Annotated in this window: 9 protein-coding genes; 2 read left to right on the top strand and 7 right to left on the bottom strand. The window is 58.5% G+C overall.

What is annotated here, in order from left to right; translation table 11 throughout:
• Positions 1-81: 81 nt before the first annotated feature.
• Both argS and EC9_RS12440 read right to left on the bottom strand, forming a co-directional pair.
• Positions 82-2058, bottom strand: coding sequence for an arginine--tRNA ligase (gene argS / locus EC9_RS12445; protein WP_145345621.1), 1977 nt, complete (start codon positions 2056-2058; stop codon positions 82-84).
• A 397-nt stretch (positions 2059-2455) separates the two neighbouring features.
• Positions 2456-2650 (bottom strand): hypothetical protein, encoded by a 195-nt coding sequence (locus tag EC9_RS12440; RefSeq protein ID WP_145345619.1) that lies wholly within the window; start codon positions 2648-2650, stop codon positions 2456-2458.
• A 444-nt stretch (positions 2651-3094) separates the two neighbouring features.
• On the opposite strand from EC9_RS12440, the gene EC9_RS12435 reads away from it, so the two are divergent.
• On the top strand, positions 3095-5932 hold the full coding sequence (locus EC9_RS12435; protein WP_145345617.1) for a PD-(D/E)XK nuclease family protein: 2838 nt from the start codon (positions 3095-3097) through the stop codon (positions 5930-5932).
• Positions 5929-8649, top strand: a complete 2721-nt coding sequence (locus tag EC9_RS12430; RefSeq protein ID WP_145345615.1) for a UvrD-helicase domain-containing protein — start codon at positions 5929-5931, stop codon at positions 8647-8649. The genes EC9_RS12435 and EC9_RS12430 overlap by 4 nt, the downstream gene beginning before the upstream one ends.
• A gap of 152 nt (positions 8650-8801) precedes the next feature.
• On the opposite strand, the gene EC9_RS12425 is transcribed toward EC9_RS12430, so the two are convergent.
• From EC9_RS12425 to EC9_RS12405, 5 genes are all read right to left on the bottom strand, one after another.
• Complete coding sequence (locus EC9_RS12425) at positions 8802-10124, bottom strand: HlyD family secretion protein (protein WP_145345613.1); 1323 nt, start codon at positions 10122-10124, stop codon at positions 8802-8804.
• Entirely contained in the window at positions 10121-10474 is a 354-nt protein-coding gene (locus EC9_RS12420; protein WP_145345611.1) for a DUF3302 domain-containing protein, read from the bottom strand. The genes EC9_RS12425 and EC9_RS12420 overlap by 4 nt, the downstream gene beginning before the upstream one ends.
• Before the next feature lie 88 nt (positions 10475-10562).
• A complete protein-coding gene (pgsA, locus tag EC9_RS12415) occupies positions 10563-11156 on the bottom strand; it encodes a CDP-diacylglycerol--glycerol-3-phosphate 3-phosphatidyltransferase (RefSeq protein WP_145345609.1) in 594 nt (197 codons plus the stop codon).
• Between the two features lie 60 nt (positions 11157-11216).
• A complete protein-coding gene (gene rimO, locus EC9_RS12410) occupies positions 11217-12638 on the bottom strand; it encodes a 30S ribosomal protein S12 methylthiotransferase RimO (protein ID WP_145345607.1) in 1422 nt (473 codons plus the stop codon).
• 198 nt (positions 12639-12836) lie between these two features.
• On the bottom strand, positions 12837-15551 hold the full coding sequence (locus tag EC9_RS12405; RefSeq protein WP_145345605.1) for a peroxiredoxin family protein: 2715 nt from the start codon (positions 15549-15551) through the stop codon (positions 12837-12839).
• Positions 15552-15596: the final 45 nt, after the last annotated feature.

Below are 15596 nucleotides of genomic sequence, written 5' to 3'. Positions count from 1 at the left end.
TCGTCTATGCGAACCGCAAGCCGCGTTGGAAACGGAGTCCTCCGATTTCTAACGCGGCTTTTTCGTGCCTTCATCAGACCGCTACATTCGCGGAACGACATCGATACCCAGCAACTGCAGCCCTTGGCGAAGGATCCGCGCTGTGGCGCTGACGATCGCCAATCGGCTGTTCAGCGTCGCGGTGTCGTCTGCTTTCAGAACGGGGCATTGTTCATAGAAGCTGGAATAGGCTTTGGCAACATCGTACAGATAATCGACGATCACGTTGGGGCGATAATCCTCCAGCGACTGGTCGATCGCTTCGCCGAATTGCAGCAACCGGATCACCAACGCTCGTTCGGCGGGAGCACCGATCAGGATCGCCGCGTCGCCATCGATTACCTGCTGTTCGCTCGATTCGGCGCGACTGAGGATACTCTGCATCCGGGCGTAGGAGTATTGAATGTAGGCCGACGTGTTACCGTCCAAGGAGACCATCTTTTCGAGGCTGAACTTGTAGTCGCTGGTTCGGTTGTGAGCGAGATCGGCGTATTTGATCGCTCCGTGCCCCACAACCCGCGAGATCGTTTGCTTCTCATCGTCCGACAGTGGCGGATCGATCTTCGCCACGCGATCTGGATCGCAGACCGCGGCAAAGGCAGCGTCGACGGCGTCGTCCAAAAGAGCTTCCAGCCCAACGGTCGATCCCGATCGGGTCTTGAACGGCTTGCCAGATTCATCCAACACGGTGCCGAAGGGGAGATGCTTCAGTTGCACGTCGCCACAGCCGAGCTTGCGTCCGACGATGAAGACCTTTTCAAAGTGCTCCGCCTGGCGATGGTCGGTGACGATCAAGATCTCGTCGGGAGACCACTCGCGCATCCGGTACTCAAGCGTCGCCAGATCGGTCGTCGCGTACAAATAAGCGCCATCCTTTTTGCGAACGATCATCGGCGCTTCGAACTCAGGCAGGAAGACGCACAGCGCCCCATCGCTCGGCTGAGCCAATCCCGCAGCTTCCAATTGCTCGATCACGCCGCCGAGCATCTCATGGTAGAAGCTCTCGCCATGCTGATGGTCGAACGCGATATCCAACCGGTTGTAGATCTTGTCGATCTCGTCGCGGCAAAATGGCAGTACTTCATGCCACAGCGTCAGGTTCTCCTTGTCCCCTTCGTGCAGCTTGGCCGTCTCTTGCAGCACGGTCGCGGCGATCTCCGGATGCGCAAGCGCCAGATCGTGCAGGGATTTGTCGGCTTCGACCGCCGCGATTTTCTGACGCGTCGATTCCAGGTCGTCGCGCGTGCTCTGCAGCTTCCGCTCCGCAGCGGCTACGTTTTTCAGAGCCTTCTTTTTTGCTTTCTTCTCGGTCTCGGCAGCTTCCGCGGCAACGGCTGTCGCCAGATCGGCTGTCGCTTTTTCTATCGCCGCCGCGCGGTTTGGCAAGGAAGCGACGCTGTTGTGATAATCGATAAGGTTGTTGACAAGCCGATATAGACGCAGCAGTTCGGCGACCGGTTGCGACTGGAACGCCTCGCGGTCGAGGAAGTGCTTGTAGCCGTAGATCACCATACCAAATTGAGTACCCCAGTCGCCGACGTGGTTGTCGGTGATCACGGTATGGCCAGCGAACCGCAGCAGTTCGGCGATCGCGCTGCCGATCACCGTCGATCGGATGTGCCCGACGTGCATCGGTTTGGCGACGTTGGGGCCCGAATAATCGAGGACCACGGTCCGCGGATTGGCAGCGGCGGGGACGCCCAGACGCGGGTCGCGCAACATCGCGGTCGCCTGCTGAGCCAACCAGTCATTCTTCAAACGCAGATTGATAAATCCGGGACCGGCGATTTCGGGCGGATCGCACAGATCGTCGACCTGCAGCGCCGCGACGATCGATTCTGCGATCTCGCGCGGCGGCTTGCCCAATTCATTCTTCAGCGGCATCGCGCAATTGGACTGATAATCGCCGAACTTGGGATCTTGCGTCGGACGCAGCAATTGGGCGGCTTCGTCGGGCGAAGAGGTCAGACCGGCCAGTGCGGCGGAAAAGCGGTGTTTCAGTTCTTGCTGGATTTGCATGGGTCGATGAGGCAATTGAAGGGTTGTCGCCGGGCCTATTTCCAAACCGGAAGGCTATCAGATCTAGAATTCGCGTCGAGGGGCAGACTGGATGCCACAAGCCCCGAACCGCCGCAAACGGCGGCCCGAAATCACGACCCGAAGTGCAACGTTGGCAGCCTGTGAGATTGAACCGGCATCGATCGGGCGAACGGACATAGCTTGCCGATTACCAACGGCTGTATCGATGCTAATGCGGAACTCGGAACCAACGAGCTCGACGCGCTGACCAGATGCTAGCGGCTTGTCGGTTTAGTCACAACGAGCTTACTTGCATTCGCCGTTTGGGCGTTAGTCCCGGTTTAGTGGCAGCGGAACCGGCGCTAACGCCCAATCGGCTGATTAAACCGACAAGCTGCTAGAGCTCGATGGCATTCCCTTCTTCATCGTAGCGAACATAGGCAAAGTAGAAGAAAACGCCGACGCAGATCGGCAAATTAATCAACCAGATATAGAACATAATCCAATCGATCCAAGGCAAGACAAGCCCAACCGCAAGCAAGATGGCCCACAAGATTCGGGTCGCACGCCACATCGATTTGATTCGTTTCATTGTTGTTGATTCATCCTAGACCAGATCCAGCTCGAATATCCAAAGCGTTTGTCGATCGCAATATTAGCTTAGCTTCTGTCGGCGATTGTTCCAAGATGGCGATCGCCCGGGCGCAGGGCAAATCGGTGTGTCGGGGGCGGGACATCCTGGCAACCCGACGCGTAAGCGATGAATTTGCACTCTGTCTCGCTTATACGTCGAGTTCCACTCGGCGCTTACGCGTCGGGTTACCATTTTCTGTCGCGTTTCAGTTTGATTCGGTTCATCGCGCTGCGCCGGACCGTTGGCGGGGGGCTGCGTGGCGGTCGTGGCGCGACGTGTGGGGTGGTCGAGACCGAATTGACCAGACTTGTCCGCCAACTGTGGCACGATAGACTTCACCACCCTTGAACCACTCTATTTACCGATCCGAACCGGAGACTGTCTGTGGTATCGCGTCCGAATTTGAAGCCCCTTTTCCTCAACTGGCAGCGGCCGTTACTACCGTCGGCCGCCGAATGGCTGTGGCAGCGGTATCCCGCAAAAGGCCAATGGGACCTCAGCGCGGTAACGATCGTGTTGCCGGGGCGTCGCGCGACGCGTCAATTTGCCGCGATTCTGGAACGTTATGCTACCGAGCGCAACACGCCCCTCGAATCTCCGAAGATCATCACCACCGGTCGTTTGCCCGAGCGGTTGTACGAACCGACCGATCCGATCGCCAGCGAACTGGAACAGACGCTGGCTTGGTGCCAGGTGTTGCGAGCGGCATCGTCGGAGGCGTTGGTCCCGTTGGTCGCCAGTCCGCCCCCTCGTTCGCCGATCGCGCCCTGGTTGGAATTGGCCGGTGCGGTTCGCCGTTTGCATGAGGAACTGGCCAGCGAGCATTTCAGTTTTGGCGACGTGGCGAAGGAGCTTTTGAAGGAGACGCCGCAAGAGGCACCGCGTTGGCAGTTGCTCGATGCGTTGGCCGAATCGTACGGGGAGACTTTACGTTCGGTCGGTCGATCCGATCCCTATGCCCAGCGTCGTCGCGCGGCGGAGTTAGGGATCTGCCAAGCTCCCGGCGACGTGATCGTGATCGGCGCGGTCGACCTGAATCAAAGTATCCGAGCGATGATCGATACGGTCGCGCCGCAGGTGACGATCTTGGTCGGCGCTCCCGAATCCGAATCGGAGGCGTTCGATTCCCACGGCTGCGTGATTCCATCGCAGTGGATGGACCGAGACCTGCAGATACGCGAGGATCAATTGGTTCCCGCAACCGATGCCGAGGATCAGGCGGCGGCGACCAGCCAGTTCGTGTCGGGCTGGCGCGGCGAATTTGAGATCGATCAAATCACGATTGGGATCACCGACGAAGCGATGATCGCCCCGGTCAGTCAACAATTGGCGATCGACGGGATCGACGTCCACGCCGAACTGGGCGAGCCGCTGATTCGATCGGCCCCCGCGCGACTGCTCTCGTTGATCGTCGACTACATCCAAAGCCGCAGCTTTCGCGCGTTGGCCAGCTTGGTCCGGCACGCCGACCTTTACGCGGTGTTGACCGCCGAACTGAACGATTCCCAGCGATCGGGCGAATCGACCGCGGGAAATTGGTTGATCGCCCTGGACCGGTTGCGCAGCGAACACTATCCGCTGCGGACGACCGATCCGTTGCCCGAAGCGGCGGAAGACCGCCCGCAGATCGAACGCTTGATCCAATGGATCGACCGATGGTTGGAACCGTTGTTGGCCAACGACGGATCGACCGAGATCCATTTGGCCGACTGGTGCGCCGCGGTTCGAACGATGTTGGCAACGATCTATGATGCCCGCCGGCAATCGCTGCGACCGCAATGGCAACAGCGGATGGGTCAGGCGTTGGCTGCGATCGATTCGGCAATCGACCGTCTGGGGAGCGTTCCGCAAGCGTTAGAGGTCGCGTTGCCGACCGGAACGATCGCAGAAATGTTGGTCGCTCAAATCGCGGAGGTCCGACTGCATCAACCCGCAGCCCCGGAGAAGATCGAATTGGTCGGTTGGTTGGACCTGGCATTGGACACCAGCGAAGCGCTTTGTATCGTCGGGTTGAACGACCCGTTTGTTCCCGAGAGTGTGGTGGCCGACCCGTTCCTGCCCGGTGGTCTGCGGCGTCGATTCAAGATCGCCGACAACGACCATCGGTATGCCCGCGATGCCTACGCGCTGAGCCTGATGCTGAACAGTCGTCCCGCGGCGCAGTTGATCGTCGGTCGGTCGAGTGCCGACGGTTCGCCAACGCCGCCAAGCCGTTTGTTGGCTGCATGTTCCCCCGCGACCGCCGCGACAAGAACTCTCCGATTGTTGGAAGAACTGCCACCACGGCCGATCGTCGAATCGATTTGGTCGACCGACCAGCCCGCGTCGGACCTGCCGATCCCGGTCCCCAGCGGCTACGATCCGCCCACGATCCTGTCGGTTACCGCGTTTGGCGACTACCTGCGTTGCCCCTATCGTTTCTTCTTGCGACACATCGCGAAACTGCGTCCGCTGGACGACACCGTCGTCGAATTGGCTGCGAATCAATTCGGCAATTTGATCCACGATGCGTTGGAGGAATTCGGGAAGACGGGGCCCAAACATTCGACCAACCTGACCGATGTCGAAGCCTGTTTGTTGGACACCGCATCGGATCTGGGGCGACAACGCTACGGCGACCATCCCTCGGCGCCGGTCCGTTTGCAGATCACCAGCGCCCTGGACCGCTTAAAGATCGTCGCCAAACGCCAAGTCGAACGGACGCATCAAGGCTGGTTGTTGTGGGCCGCCGAACGGCAAATCGATGTGGAGGATAACGCGGTCGTGATGGTCGACGGGATGCCGTTTGGGCTGAAAGGACGGATCGACCGGATCGACTACCATCCCGACGACGATCGCTGGGCCGTTATCGATTACAAAACCCATGCCCACAATCCGTTCAAGAAACACTACAAGAAATCGACCGACGAATGGATCGATTTGCAATTGCCGCTGTATCGGCACATGTTGGCGGCGCTCGGTATCGAGGCGGACCGCGATCTGGTTCAGTTGGGCTACTTCAACATCGGTGAAAGGGAGGCGGATGTGCGCGTGAACATCGCCGATTTCACTCCCGCCCTCTACGCGTCGGCCGACCTGGCCGCCGCCGACGTGGTGCGTGGCGTCCGCGAAGGCCGCTTCGTCGCCAATCCCGACGCCGCCACCAATTACGACGACTACGCTGTCATCTGCCAAACGGGCAGCATCGAACATCTGTTTGCCGATCAGGAAGAGGACGCGTTGGAGGAGACGCAAGCATGAGTCGATCACAATCCAACCCCAACGCCAATGTCCCGACCGAGATCGCCCAGGCGGAGACCGATCCGCTGCGACCGTTGATGATCCGCGCATCGGCTGGTACGGGCAAGACATATCAATTGACCGGGCGGTTGCTGCAGATCCTGTTGCGCGGCGCCGCTCCCGAAACGATCCTGGCGACCACTTTCACACGCAAAGCGGCCGGCGAGATTTTGAACCGGCTGTTGCTGTCGTTGGCTCGTGCGGCGACCGATCCCAAAGCGCTGAAGGATCTGGCCGGTCAGGTTGGCGATCCCAACTTGAGTCCCGACGCTCCGGCCCCGCTGCTGCATCAAATTTTGAAAGAGATCCATCGTTTGCGGATCTGTACGCTCGATAGCTTGTTCTCTCAACTGGCGCGTTCGTTTTCGTTCGAATTGCGACTGCCACCCGGCTGGCAATTGACCGACGAGATCGAAGAGAGTTGGTTTGTCGATCAAGCGCTGGCGCGGATGTTGGAACAATTCGATGAGGGGGAGGTCGAATCGTTGTTCCACATGCTCAGCAAGGGGCAAGCGGAACGAAACGTCGCCCAGCGGTTGCAACAGGTCGTGCAGAACAACTATTCGGGGTTTCGCCGCAGCCACCGCGATGCCTGGTCGACCCTGGCGCTGGCCCAAGCTCCGCCGCCGCAAGAGATCACCGCCGCGGTCGGTGTTCTGGAAGGATCGGCCACCGGGGACAAACGGATCGATGGGGCGATGCGGAAGTACAGCGAATTGACGCTGACCGAACAATGGGATTCAATCGTCGAAGCCAAATTGATCGTCGCCGCGGCACAATCGCAGCACGATGGCCAGCAGGTGACTTATTACAAGAAGCCCGTACCGGACGACTTGGTCGCCGCGATGCGAGTGATCTACGCCAAGGCACGCCATGAATACGTTCTGCGTTTAAAAATGCAGACCGAAGCGACCGGGAATTTGTTGGAAGCGTACGACCGCAACATCGGATCGTTGAAACAAAATGCTCGGCGGTTCAGTTTTGACGACGTCTCGTATCAATTGGCGGCTTGGGTCGATCGGTTGCTGGAAAACCAACAGCCCGACGATCTCAGCCGGTTGGCGATGCGGATGGACGCTTCGTTGGATCATGTGTTGTTGGATGAGTTCCAGGACACCGCACCGGTTCAATGGGATGTCCTGCGTCCGTTCGCGCGACGCGCCAGCGTCGGGACGCCACTGCGAACATTCTTTTGCGTGGGAGATACCAAGCAAGCGATCTACGGTTGGCGTGGCGGCGAGGCGAAGATCTTCGACGCCGTTCAAGGAGAACTGCCGAACGTCGATTCCCAGCCGCAGGACACCAGCTTTCGCAGCAGCCCGGTGATCACCGACAACGTGACCAAAATTTTCAAGCACCTGCATCGCCATCCGCGGTTCAGCGAACGGGAAGAGTTTCCCGTTGGAGATCAGGAGTGGAAGTGCCACGCGGTCTACGAATTCGAAGATGCGTTTCACGATCACCACGCGCACTTCAGCGAACGTCCGGGCTACGTCCAATTTTCCACGGGGCCGCAGGGAGAAGGATCGGCCAGCGAAAAGCGAGCGTTGCACCAACGCTACGTCGCGGCTCAGGTTCAAGAGCTGGCGACCAAGATCCCTGGGAAATCGATCGGGATCCTGACGCGAACCAACCAAACCGTCGGCCGCATGATCTACCTGTTGCGCGAACTTGGCCTGGATGTCAGTCAGGAAGGTGGCAACCCGTTGATCGATTCGGCCGCCGTGGAAATGATCCTTTCGACCATCCGAATCGTCGAACATCCCGGCGACCTGCGGTGGCGTTTCCATTTGGCGAACTCTCCATTGGCCGATTCGCTGAAGCTCACGCCGGCGATCGATCGCAAGACGGCCTATCGCGAAAGCCTTCGATTGGCGGACGATCTGCGCGAGCGGTTCGAACACGAAGGGCTCGTGACCACGCTGACTCAGCTGGCTCATGAACTGTTGCCCAGCTGCGGCGAAGCCGACCGTTTGCGGTTGCGTCAGTTGATTGGTTTGGCCAACCAGTACGCGCGTGCTCCGCAACCGCGTCTGTCCGCGTTTGTCGAACTGGTGACCAAACGCCGCGTTCAACGGCCACGCGAAGCCCAGATCCGCGTGATGACGATTCACCAGGCGAAGGGACTGGAATTCGACGCGGTCATCCTGCCCGAAATGGACGGCAATCTCTCCAAACCGCCGCAGAAGTGTGTCACGATCTCGCCGACACCGACGGCCCGTGCGACCGGAGCGCTTCGCTATGTGAAGCATCAAGCGTGGAGTCTGTTGGAAGATCAGTGGCAGCAGGCGTTTGGACGCAGTATCGCCGCCGCGATGACCGAATCGCTGTGCACGTTGTATGTCGCCGTTACCCGACCGGTCCATGCGCTCTACATCTACGTGATGCCGACCGCGAAAGGGAACTTCAGTTCGCAAACCTCCGCCGCGCTGCTGTACCACGCTCTCGGCATCACCGCGGCTGCGGAACCCGAAACCGATCTCTACATCGATGGCGACCGAGAGTGGTTCCATTCGCTGCCCTCCGCGGAAACATCCGCTCCGCCGGCCGAAACGCCTCGCAAAGCCGCGGTTGCGAAAAATAAAGCCGCTCCCGCCGTTGCCACCAAGTCGGTTAAACCCTCGGCCGGGGATGATCAAAACCCAGGGGGCGAAGCGCAACAAATGGACCTGTTCTAAACGGTCGATCGGGCCGAAGGTAACGCGTCTTGCGTTTGGTATTTTCCCGCCGGGCCAGGGAGTCCATTTCCGTGGCGGCGGCTTCTCGGCCGCCACGCGAACTCCTAATGCCTGTCGATCGGTCCGATCGACAGGGAATCCAATGTCGCCGTTTAGTGAACCATGTCAAAATTCTTCATGAAGAAGACATAGTTCTCCCAGCTCTTAATCCGCAGGATCACTTTGCGGACGATCGCCAGGGCGTGGAAATTATGCGTATAGACAGCGATGCTGACATGTGCCCCCGTCGGCAAATTGAGTTCTTCCACCTCTTCACCGAAGACAAACTTCACGGGGATGTCGTCACCCACACTCGCATCGGGGCCACCTTGCAGACCTCCCGTTCCAACAAACTGTCCCTCGGGAATGATGTCGAAAACAAATTCAACCTTCGCCGGAAAGATGCGGCCTGGATAGGCTTGAAACGCAAGCTCGGCGTCCATCCCTGGTTCGATTCCCGCGATCGCATTTTGTGGGTAACGAGCGACCAACATCTGTTTTTCGTTCGGGATGAAGAGCATCGACGAAGCGCGTGAAAAAGGAGTCGCCATCTGCCCTGCACGCAGCGTGACCTGCGTGACGTAGCCGTCCGATGGTGCGCGGACAACCGTTTGTTCCAGCTCCCAACGCTTGAGTTCCAACGCTGCCATCGCTTGTCGAACGTCGGGGTTCACGCCATCGCTTTCGGCTTCCAACGCGACGCGTGCCTCCTGTTCCTGCGCTTCGGCACGCTTCAGTTCATCGCGAGCGGCCTTCAAACGATTGCTGCCGGAGTTTAGAGTTTCCTGTGCCTTCTGTTCAGCGCTTTTCGCCTGCAGAAGTTCCGCCTCCAACGCGTCGACGCGCGCCTGGTCGGAGTCCAATTCTCGCTGCGACGCAGCGCCCGATTCCGCCAATTCCTGGCTCCGTTGGAGATTCGCTTTCGCCAGTTCCAAACGGGTTTGGGTTTGTTCGATCTGCGTTTGCGAGATGTCCAACGAGATCCGAGCCTGGCGATCGTAATCGGATTCCGAAACCAAGAGATTCGAACGAGCGACCTCGGTCGCTGCTTCGGCTGATGCGAGCCGCGCGTCCAATTGTGAAACCTTAGCGTTCATTCCAGCCAGCAACGCTTCCAGGCGGTCGACTTCCAATTGGTAGGGCTTGGGGTCGATGCGAAACAGCACGTCACCCGCCTTCAGCGGCGCGTTGGTCTTCACGGGAACCGAGATCACTTTGCCGCGAACCTGCGGCACGATCTGCGTCACGGTCGAATAGAACCGTCCGTCGTGGCTAACCGGATGGCATACCGACAGAAGAATCAGCAAGCCGATCAACATAACCATTCCACCCAGCACCGCAGTGCAGACGGTGTAGGTTGTGATCGGTACCAGCTTGAATTTCTTAAAGATCAACCAACAGGCGGCACCATAGGTCCCCAGAATTAATTCAATCATTTCCCACGCGCCCCTTTCGCTGGTTTTCCCGATGCTTCTTGTTCCATTTCCTTGATCCGACTCTCCAGTTGCGCCAGACGAGTCAATAGATCGGAATGATTCGCCGTCCCTGATTCGGTCTCGGCGGTGGCCGAATCGTCTTTATGCGACAGCGCCCATAAAAAGACCAACGGCCAGATCGCGTGCAGCGTGAACAGGCTTAACCAACAGGCAACGTAGATCGCATCCTGTTGAGGATGATTCCGGTGCTTTGCCGATTCGTACGGCAATTCGTGGATGTAGATGAATGTGTAGAAAAGAATGACCAGAACGATCAAAATCATACACAGGGCAAGATAGTTGAGAAACACCGGCTCCCTTTCCTAGTTCAGCCTCATAGCGCTCGTAAGAAGAGCCCATTGATACCTCAATGGGGGCGAATGGAAAAGAGAAGGAGGCCTAAGATTTCGCGCCATCACGCAACATTTTTGCCGCCGCCAGAATGTACTCCCATCCAGAATAGAGCGTCAGCGCAACAGCGGCCCAAAGACTGATCGTGGCAGCTTGCCAAGCCCATGCGGGCGTGTCACGCATGCCCAAGCAAATCAAGACGATGATAATTGCCGCACACTGCAGCACCATCTTCCACTTTCCCGACCACCGCGCCGAGAAATCGCCCCCCGCCCCTTCGATCATGCCACGCAGCGACGTCACCAATAGCTCGCGAGCGACGATCACGATCGCTATCCACGGCGCGACGCTCGATCCATCGATGGCAACCAGTGCGATGAAGGTGCCGCAGATGATGATCTTGTCGACAAAGGGATCGAAGATCCGGCCGAGTTTCGTGACTTGGCCATACTTGCGTGCCCAATAGCCATCCATCCAATCGGTCCCCGCCGCGACCGAAAATGCGATCAATGCCGGCCAATATTCCTCGAACGCGAGCAGCGCGATCACTCCGATCGCCAAGAAGAAACGGATCGTCGTCAATAGGTTGGGAACGTTGTAGATCGTCGGCGGTGTGGCTGTCGTCGTGGGGGCAGTCGTCATCGTTCCATCTCCAGATTCTACGTTTCGCTTCGTATCGGGCATGATCCAATCACTATCGATTTAGCGGGGCGATTCGGTCGGCACCGCCACCAGGTCGTAACCCTGTGACGCAACGATCTCCGATCGCACGATCACACCTTGATCCAATGGCGAATCCTGTTCCGACACAAAGACCAAACCGTCGATGTCGGGGGCGTCGGCGGTCGTCCGACCGATCCATACCCCCGGTTGATCGGGCATCGGACGGTCGATCAAGACGTCGGCCTGCGTTCCCACACGCTGCTGGTTCCAATCAAAAGCCATTTCCTGCTGCAATTGCATCAAACGCGCTCGCCGCGCTTCGGCGACGTCGGCGGGAACATGGTTCGGCAATTTGGCGGCCGGCGTATCGGGTTCCAACGAATAGGTGAAGATCCCCAACCGCTCGAACTGATGCGTCTCGATGAACTCATAAAGCTGGTCGACATCCTGTTCGGTTTCGCCAGGGAATCCAGTGATGAACGTGGTCCGCATCACCAGATTGTCGATCCGCGATCGCATCTTTTTCAGCAGCGTTTCGGTATCGCCTCGATTCACACGGCGCGACATCCGCCGCAACATCGGATCGCTGGCGTGTTGCAATGGCATGTCGATGTAGGGGACGATCCGTTTCGCCGAAGCGATCGTGTCCAACAAAGCGTCGTCGATGTACATCGGATAGAAATACATCAGCCGGATCCAATCGAGTCCGTCGATCGCGTCGAGCTGTTGCAACAGTTCGGTTAAACGCGTCTCGCCGTAGAGATCCAATCCGTAATAGGTCGTGTCTTGCGCGACGACGTTCAATTCGCGAACGCCGCTCTCGGCCATCCGTCGCGCTTCAGCAACCACTTGTTCGATCGGCTTGCTGGCGTGCTTGCCTCGCATCTTGGGGATCGCACAGAACGTACACAGTCGATCGCAACCTTCGGAAATCTTCAGATAGGAGAAGTGTTGCGGGGTGATCCCCAATCGTCGATTGTCGGGCAAAGCTTGGATCGGCGCGGGGCGGAAGATCGTCCGTTGTTCGGCGATCCCATCGACAAATCGATTGGCCACGTCGACGATATCGTCGCGGCCAAAGACACCCAGCATGCCATCGATCTCGGGGCGGGCGGCCATCAATTGGTCTCGTTGCCGTTCCGCCAGACAGCCCGTCACGATTACGCCTCGCAGCTTCCCCTGCTGCTTCAGATCCAACATCTCATCGATCGCCCCCATCGATTCCTGACGCGCCGAATCGATGAAGCCGCAGGTGTTGACGACCACAAAGTCGGCCCCATCGGGATCGTCGACTAATCGGTAACCGAATTCATGCAACTGGCCCAACATCTGTTCGGTGTCGACCGTGTTCTTCGGGCACCCAAGACTGATGACCGCATAGCTGCCTCGCGCGTCGCCGGTTGGCTCCGTGGCGGCCTGCGGTTCTGCGTTGTTCGTTGCGGAAATGATCGGCAGTTGCATAGATGGGTCGTCGTGGTTCAGACGCAGTGGTGGAGATTGGATCGCAAACAACCCAAAGCGTACCCGAGAATCTCGATTTAGGCTACGGTCTTTATAGACGGAGCCCGTGGCGGAGTTGAAGATTCCCTCGGTTTCAAGCTTTCTGAACTTTTTTTCACCCGCTGGCTTCGCAACGAAGCGGGCGACGCCCCCGTTTTCTCAGGGCTGCAGCAGCCGCGCCGCTTCGTCCAGCACGAACTGCGGATCCATAAACGGCTCAAATCCGGTGTCTTGCCAACGGATAAGCCCCTGGCTGTCGATCAAGAAGGTGCCGTGAAGCGGTTGGTCCTCGAAGTCGTCAAAGACGCGATAGGCCTTGAACGTTTCCAAGTTGGGATCGGAGATCAACGGAAAGGGGAGCGGTTTGCCATCGTAAAGATCGATCGATTTCTGCAGGTCCGATTTCCCGTCGCTGCTGATCGCCACGATCTCGATCCCCGCTTTGGCAAACGCTTCGGCCTGCGGTGCAAACGCTTGCAATTGCTCGGCACAATGCAAACATCCCCATCCCAAATAGAAGATCGCCACGACAGGCCGGCCGTTGTAGTCGGCCAACGAACGGGTTTTCCCTTCCGAATCGGTCAAACTCCACGACGGCGCCGGTGAGGGATGCCATCGGAATGGCCCCAGCGAATCGAGGTCGGGACGCTCGCCAAGATCATCTTTCGGCTCGGCCGCCAGCCGCCAATCCGGCTCCAATTCCAATTCGGCGGCGATCGGCGCCAGCCGCGCGAAGGGGGCGGCATCGAGATCGAGATCCGACGACAACGCTCGCAAGCTTTCGAACGTCTCCTTCGCCAGCATCCAGTCCCCCGCTTCGGCATAGATGTCCGCAAGCCACGCCAGCGGCAGCACCTCGTTTTTGTTCTTGTCCGCTTCCTTTTTAGCCGTCGCAATGGCCGTTTTGGGATCTCCGCTTCGCAGCTGACAGACCGCCAACAGATAGGGGCTGACATCTTTGCCTCCCTTCTTCAGCAACGCCAACGCGGCGGGATAGTCCTGGGCGGCATATTCGCGAAAGCCTTCGACCTCGGCGATCGCTTTGACAAGATCGTTGATCGGAGTCGCAAATGGTTTCCGCGCCGCGGTTCGCGCTTTGTCGATCGTCTTGCTTTCCTTGTCGATCTGCTGCTTGCGAACCTCCGCTTCAGCCGCCGCCACACGCTCGGAAATTTGTTTCGCCACGTCCGGATCGTCGTCGGCCGGTTTGTCCTCCGCACCCTTTTCGTCAGCGGCAACCACTTCGTCGGTCGTCGGCTTGTCGTCGCTGGCTGCCGGCGAAGTTTCGGCGGGAGCATCCTTCGCCCCCTTGGTCAGTTCGGCTTCCGCCGCTTGGCGAGCCGCCTGGCCCGCCTTCTTCACCGCCGCGGCATCGATCGCTTTTTCGGTTGCTTCGGCAGCGGCCTTTTCCCCCGCCTCTTTTTGTTCGTTCCGTTGCTTCTCCAGACGGGCGTTCAGATCGGCCAAAACCTCTTCGCCAGCGGCCGGTCGGTCGGTCATAAAGCTGGCCGCCCCCAACAACCGCAATCGGACAAGCTGTTCCTTGTCGTCGTCGGTCGGTTCCAGCAACGGCCCTTGGCAGAGTTCGAACGCTTGTTGCCAACGTTCGTACTGCGTCAACGTCTCGACCAGACGCAATCGGCCGTACGTCGTGCTCCCCTTTTTCTTCAGCGTGTTGTATTTCGGGTGCCGCGGCAGTTGGATCATGTTGATTGCCAGATCGACAGCGTCATCGGCACGACCGATGTGGTTGAGGTTCCGGATCAACCATTCGTTATTGTGGGCGAAGTTATGGATTTGATCGGGCAACAGGCCGTCGCGAATCATCTGGGCATGGTCGACACGCGCCGACGCTTCCTGTTGCCAGACGGCATCGCGATACCGCTTCAAGCCCGAATAGATATGGCCAGGCATGTGCCACATGTGCGCGATCGATGGTGCCGCGGGGCCGCACAATGCCGCCGATTCCAAAGCCATTTCACGCTTCTTGTAATCCCACAGATGGATCCGGAAGTGATGGGCCGAATGCATCGGCTGGACCGCAAAAACCTTGTCCATCAAACCATCGACAGCAAGCACACTCGGATTGGCTAGTTCCCCTTTGTTGTCGTAAAGCTGCAGCGCGAGCAACGCTTTGGCTTCGACGTCGTCCGGATACGCCAACGCGATCGCTTCCAAGGCTTCGGTGTATTCCTTGGCACGTTTCTCCTTGCGCTCCTTTTCCAACTTCTTTTCCGCATCCTTATCGACGGGCTTCTTTTCGGAATCCTTGTCGTCGGACTTCTTGTCCGCGTCCTTGTCGTCCGGCTTCTTGTCCGATTTGCCAGCTTCCTCTTCGGAGTCCTTCTCCTTCTTCTGTTCCTTCTCTTTCAAACGTTCATCGAAGTTCAGATAGGCGTCGTACGCTTCGATATACATCCGCTCCCGCTTGCTGACATCCCCCTTCCGTTTGACCGCTTCGGCGATGAAGCCTCTGGCTCGTTTTTGGACCTTGTGCGTCGCCAATGCCGCTCCCCAATAAGCCATCGCGCAATCGGGATCCAGCTTCGCCGCTTGACGAAACGACCGCTCCGCCTCCAGATACCAGAACCCATAGAACTGACCGAGCCCCTGGTCGAAGAAGGCTTGCGCTTCGGGGTTGGATGTCGTCACGGGGAAGTCGACGGCACCGGTCCCCCCCAACAAATAGGCGGCCTGCCGAGGCCCTTCGTTCAGAAATTCGCCGTGGTACGAATGTCCGGCAAGCGTTTCCGCGGCGGCCGCTTCGTCCGCGGTTGGTTCGACCTTCGATTGGCTGTCGGCAGCGTAGGCGCCTGCACCGACCGAGATGATGATCGCAAGCGATACCGAATAACGCAGGGTGCGAATTCTCATAGAACTTGATTTCCTGGCGGCTGGAAAAGCGTCCGCGGGGGAGGG

The sequence above is a fragment of the Rosistilla ulvae genome (assembly GCF_007741475.1).
GTDB classification, from domain to species: Bacteria; Planctomycetota; Planctomycetia; order Pirellulales; family Pirellulaceae; genus Rosistilla; species Rosistilla ulvae.
This window is presented reverse-complemented; position numbering and strand designations above follow the sequence as displayed.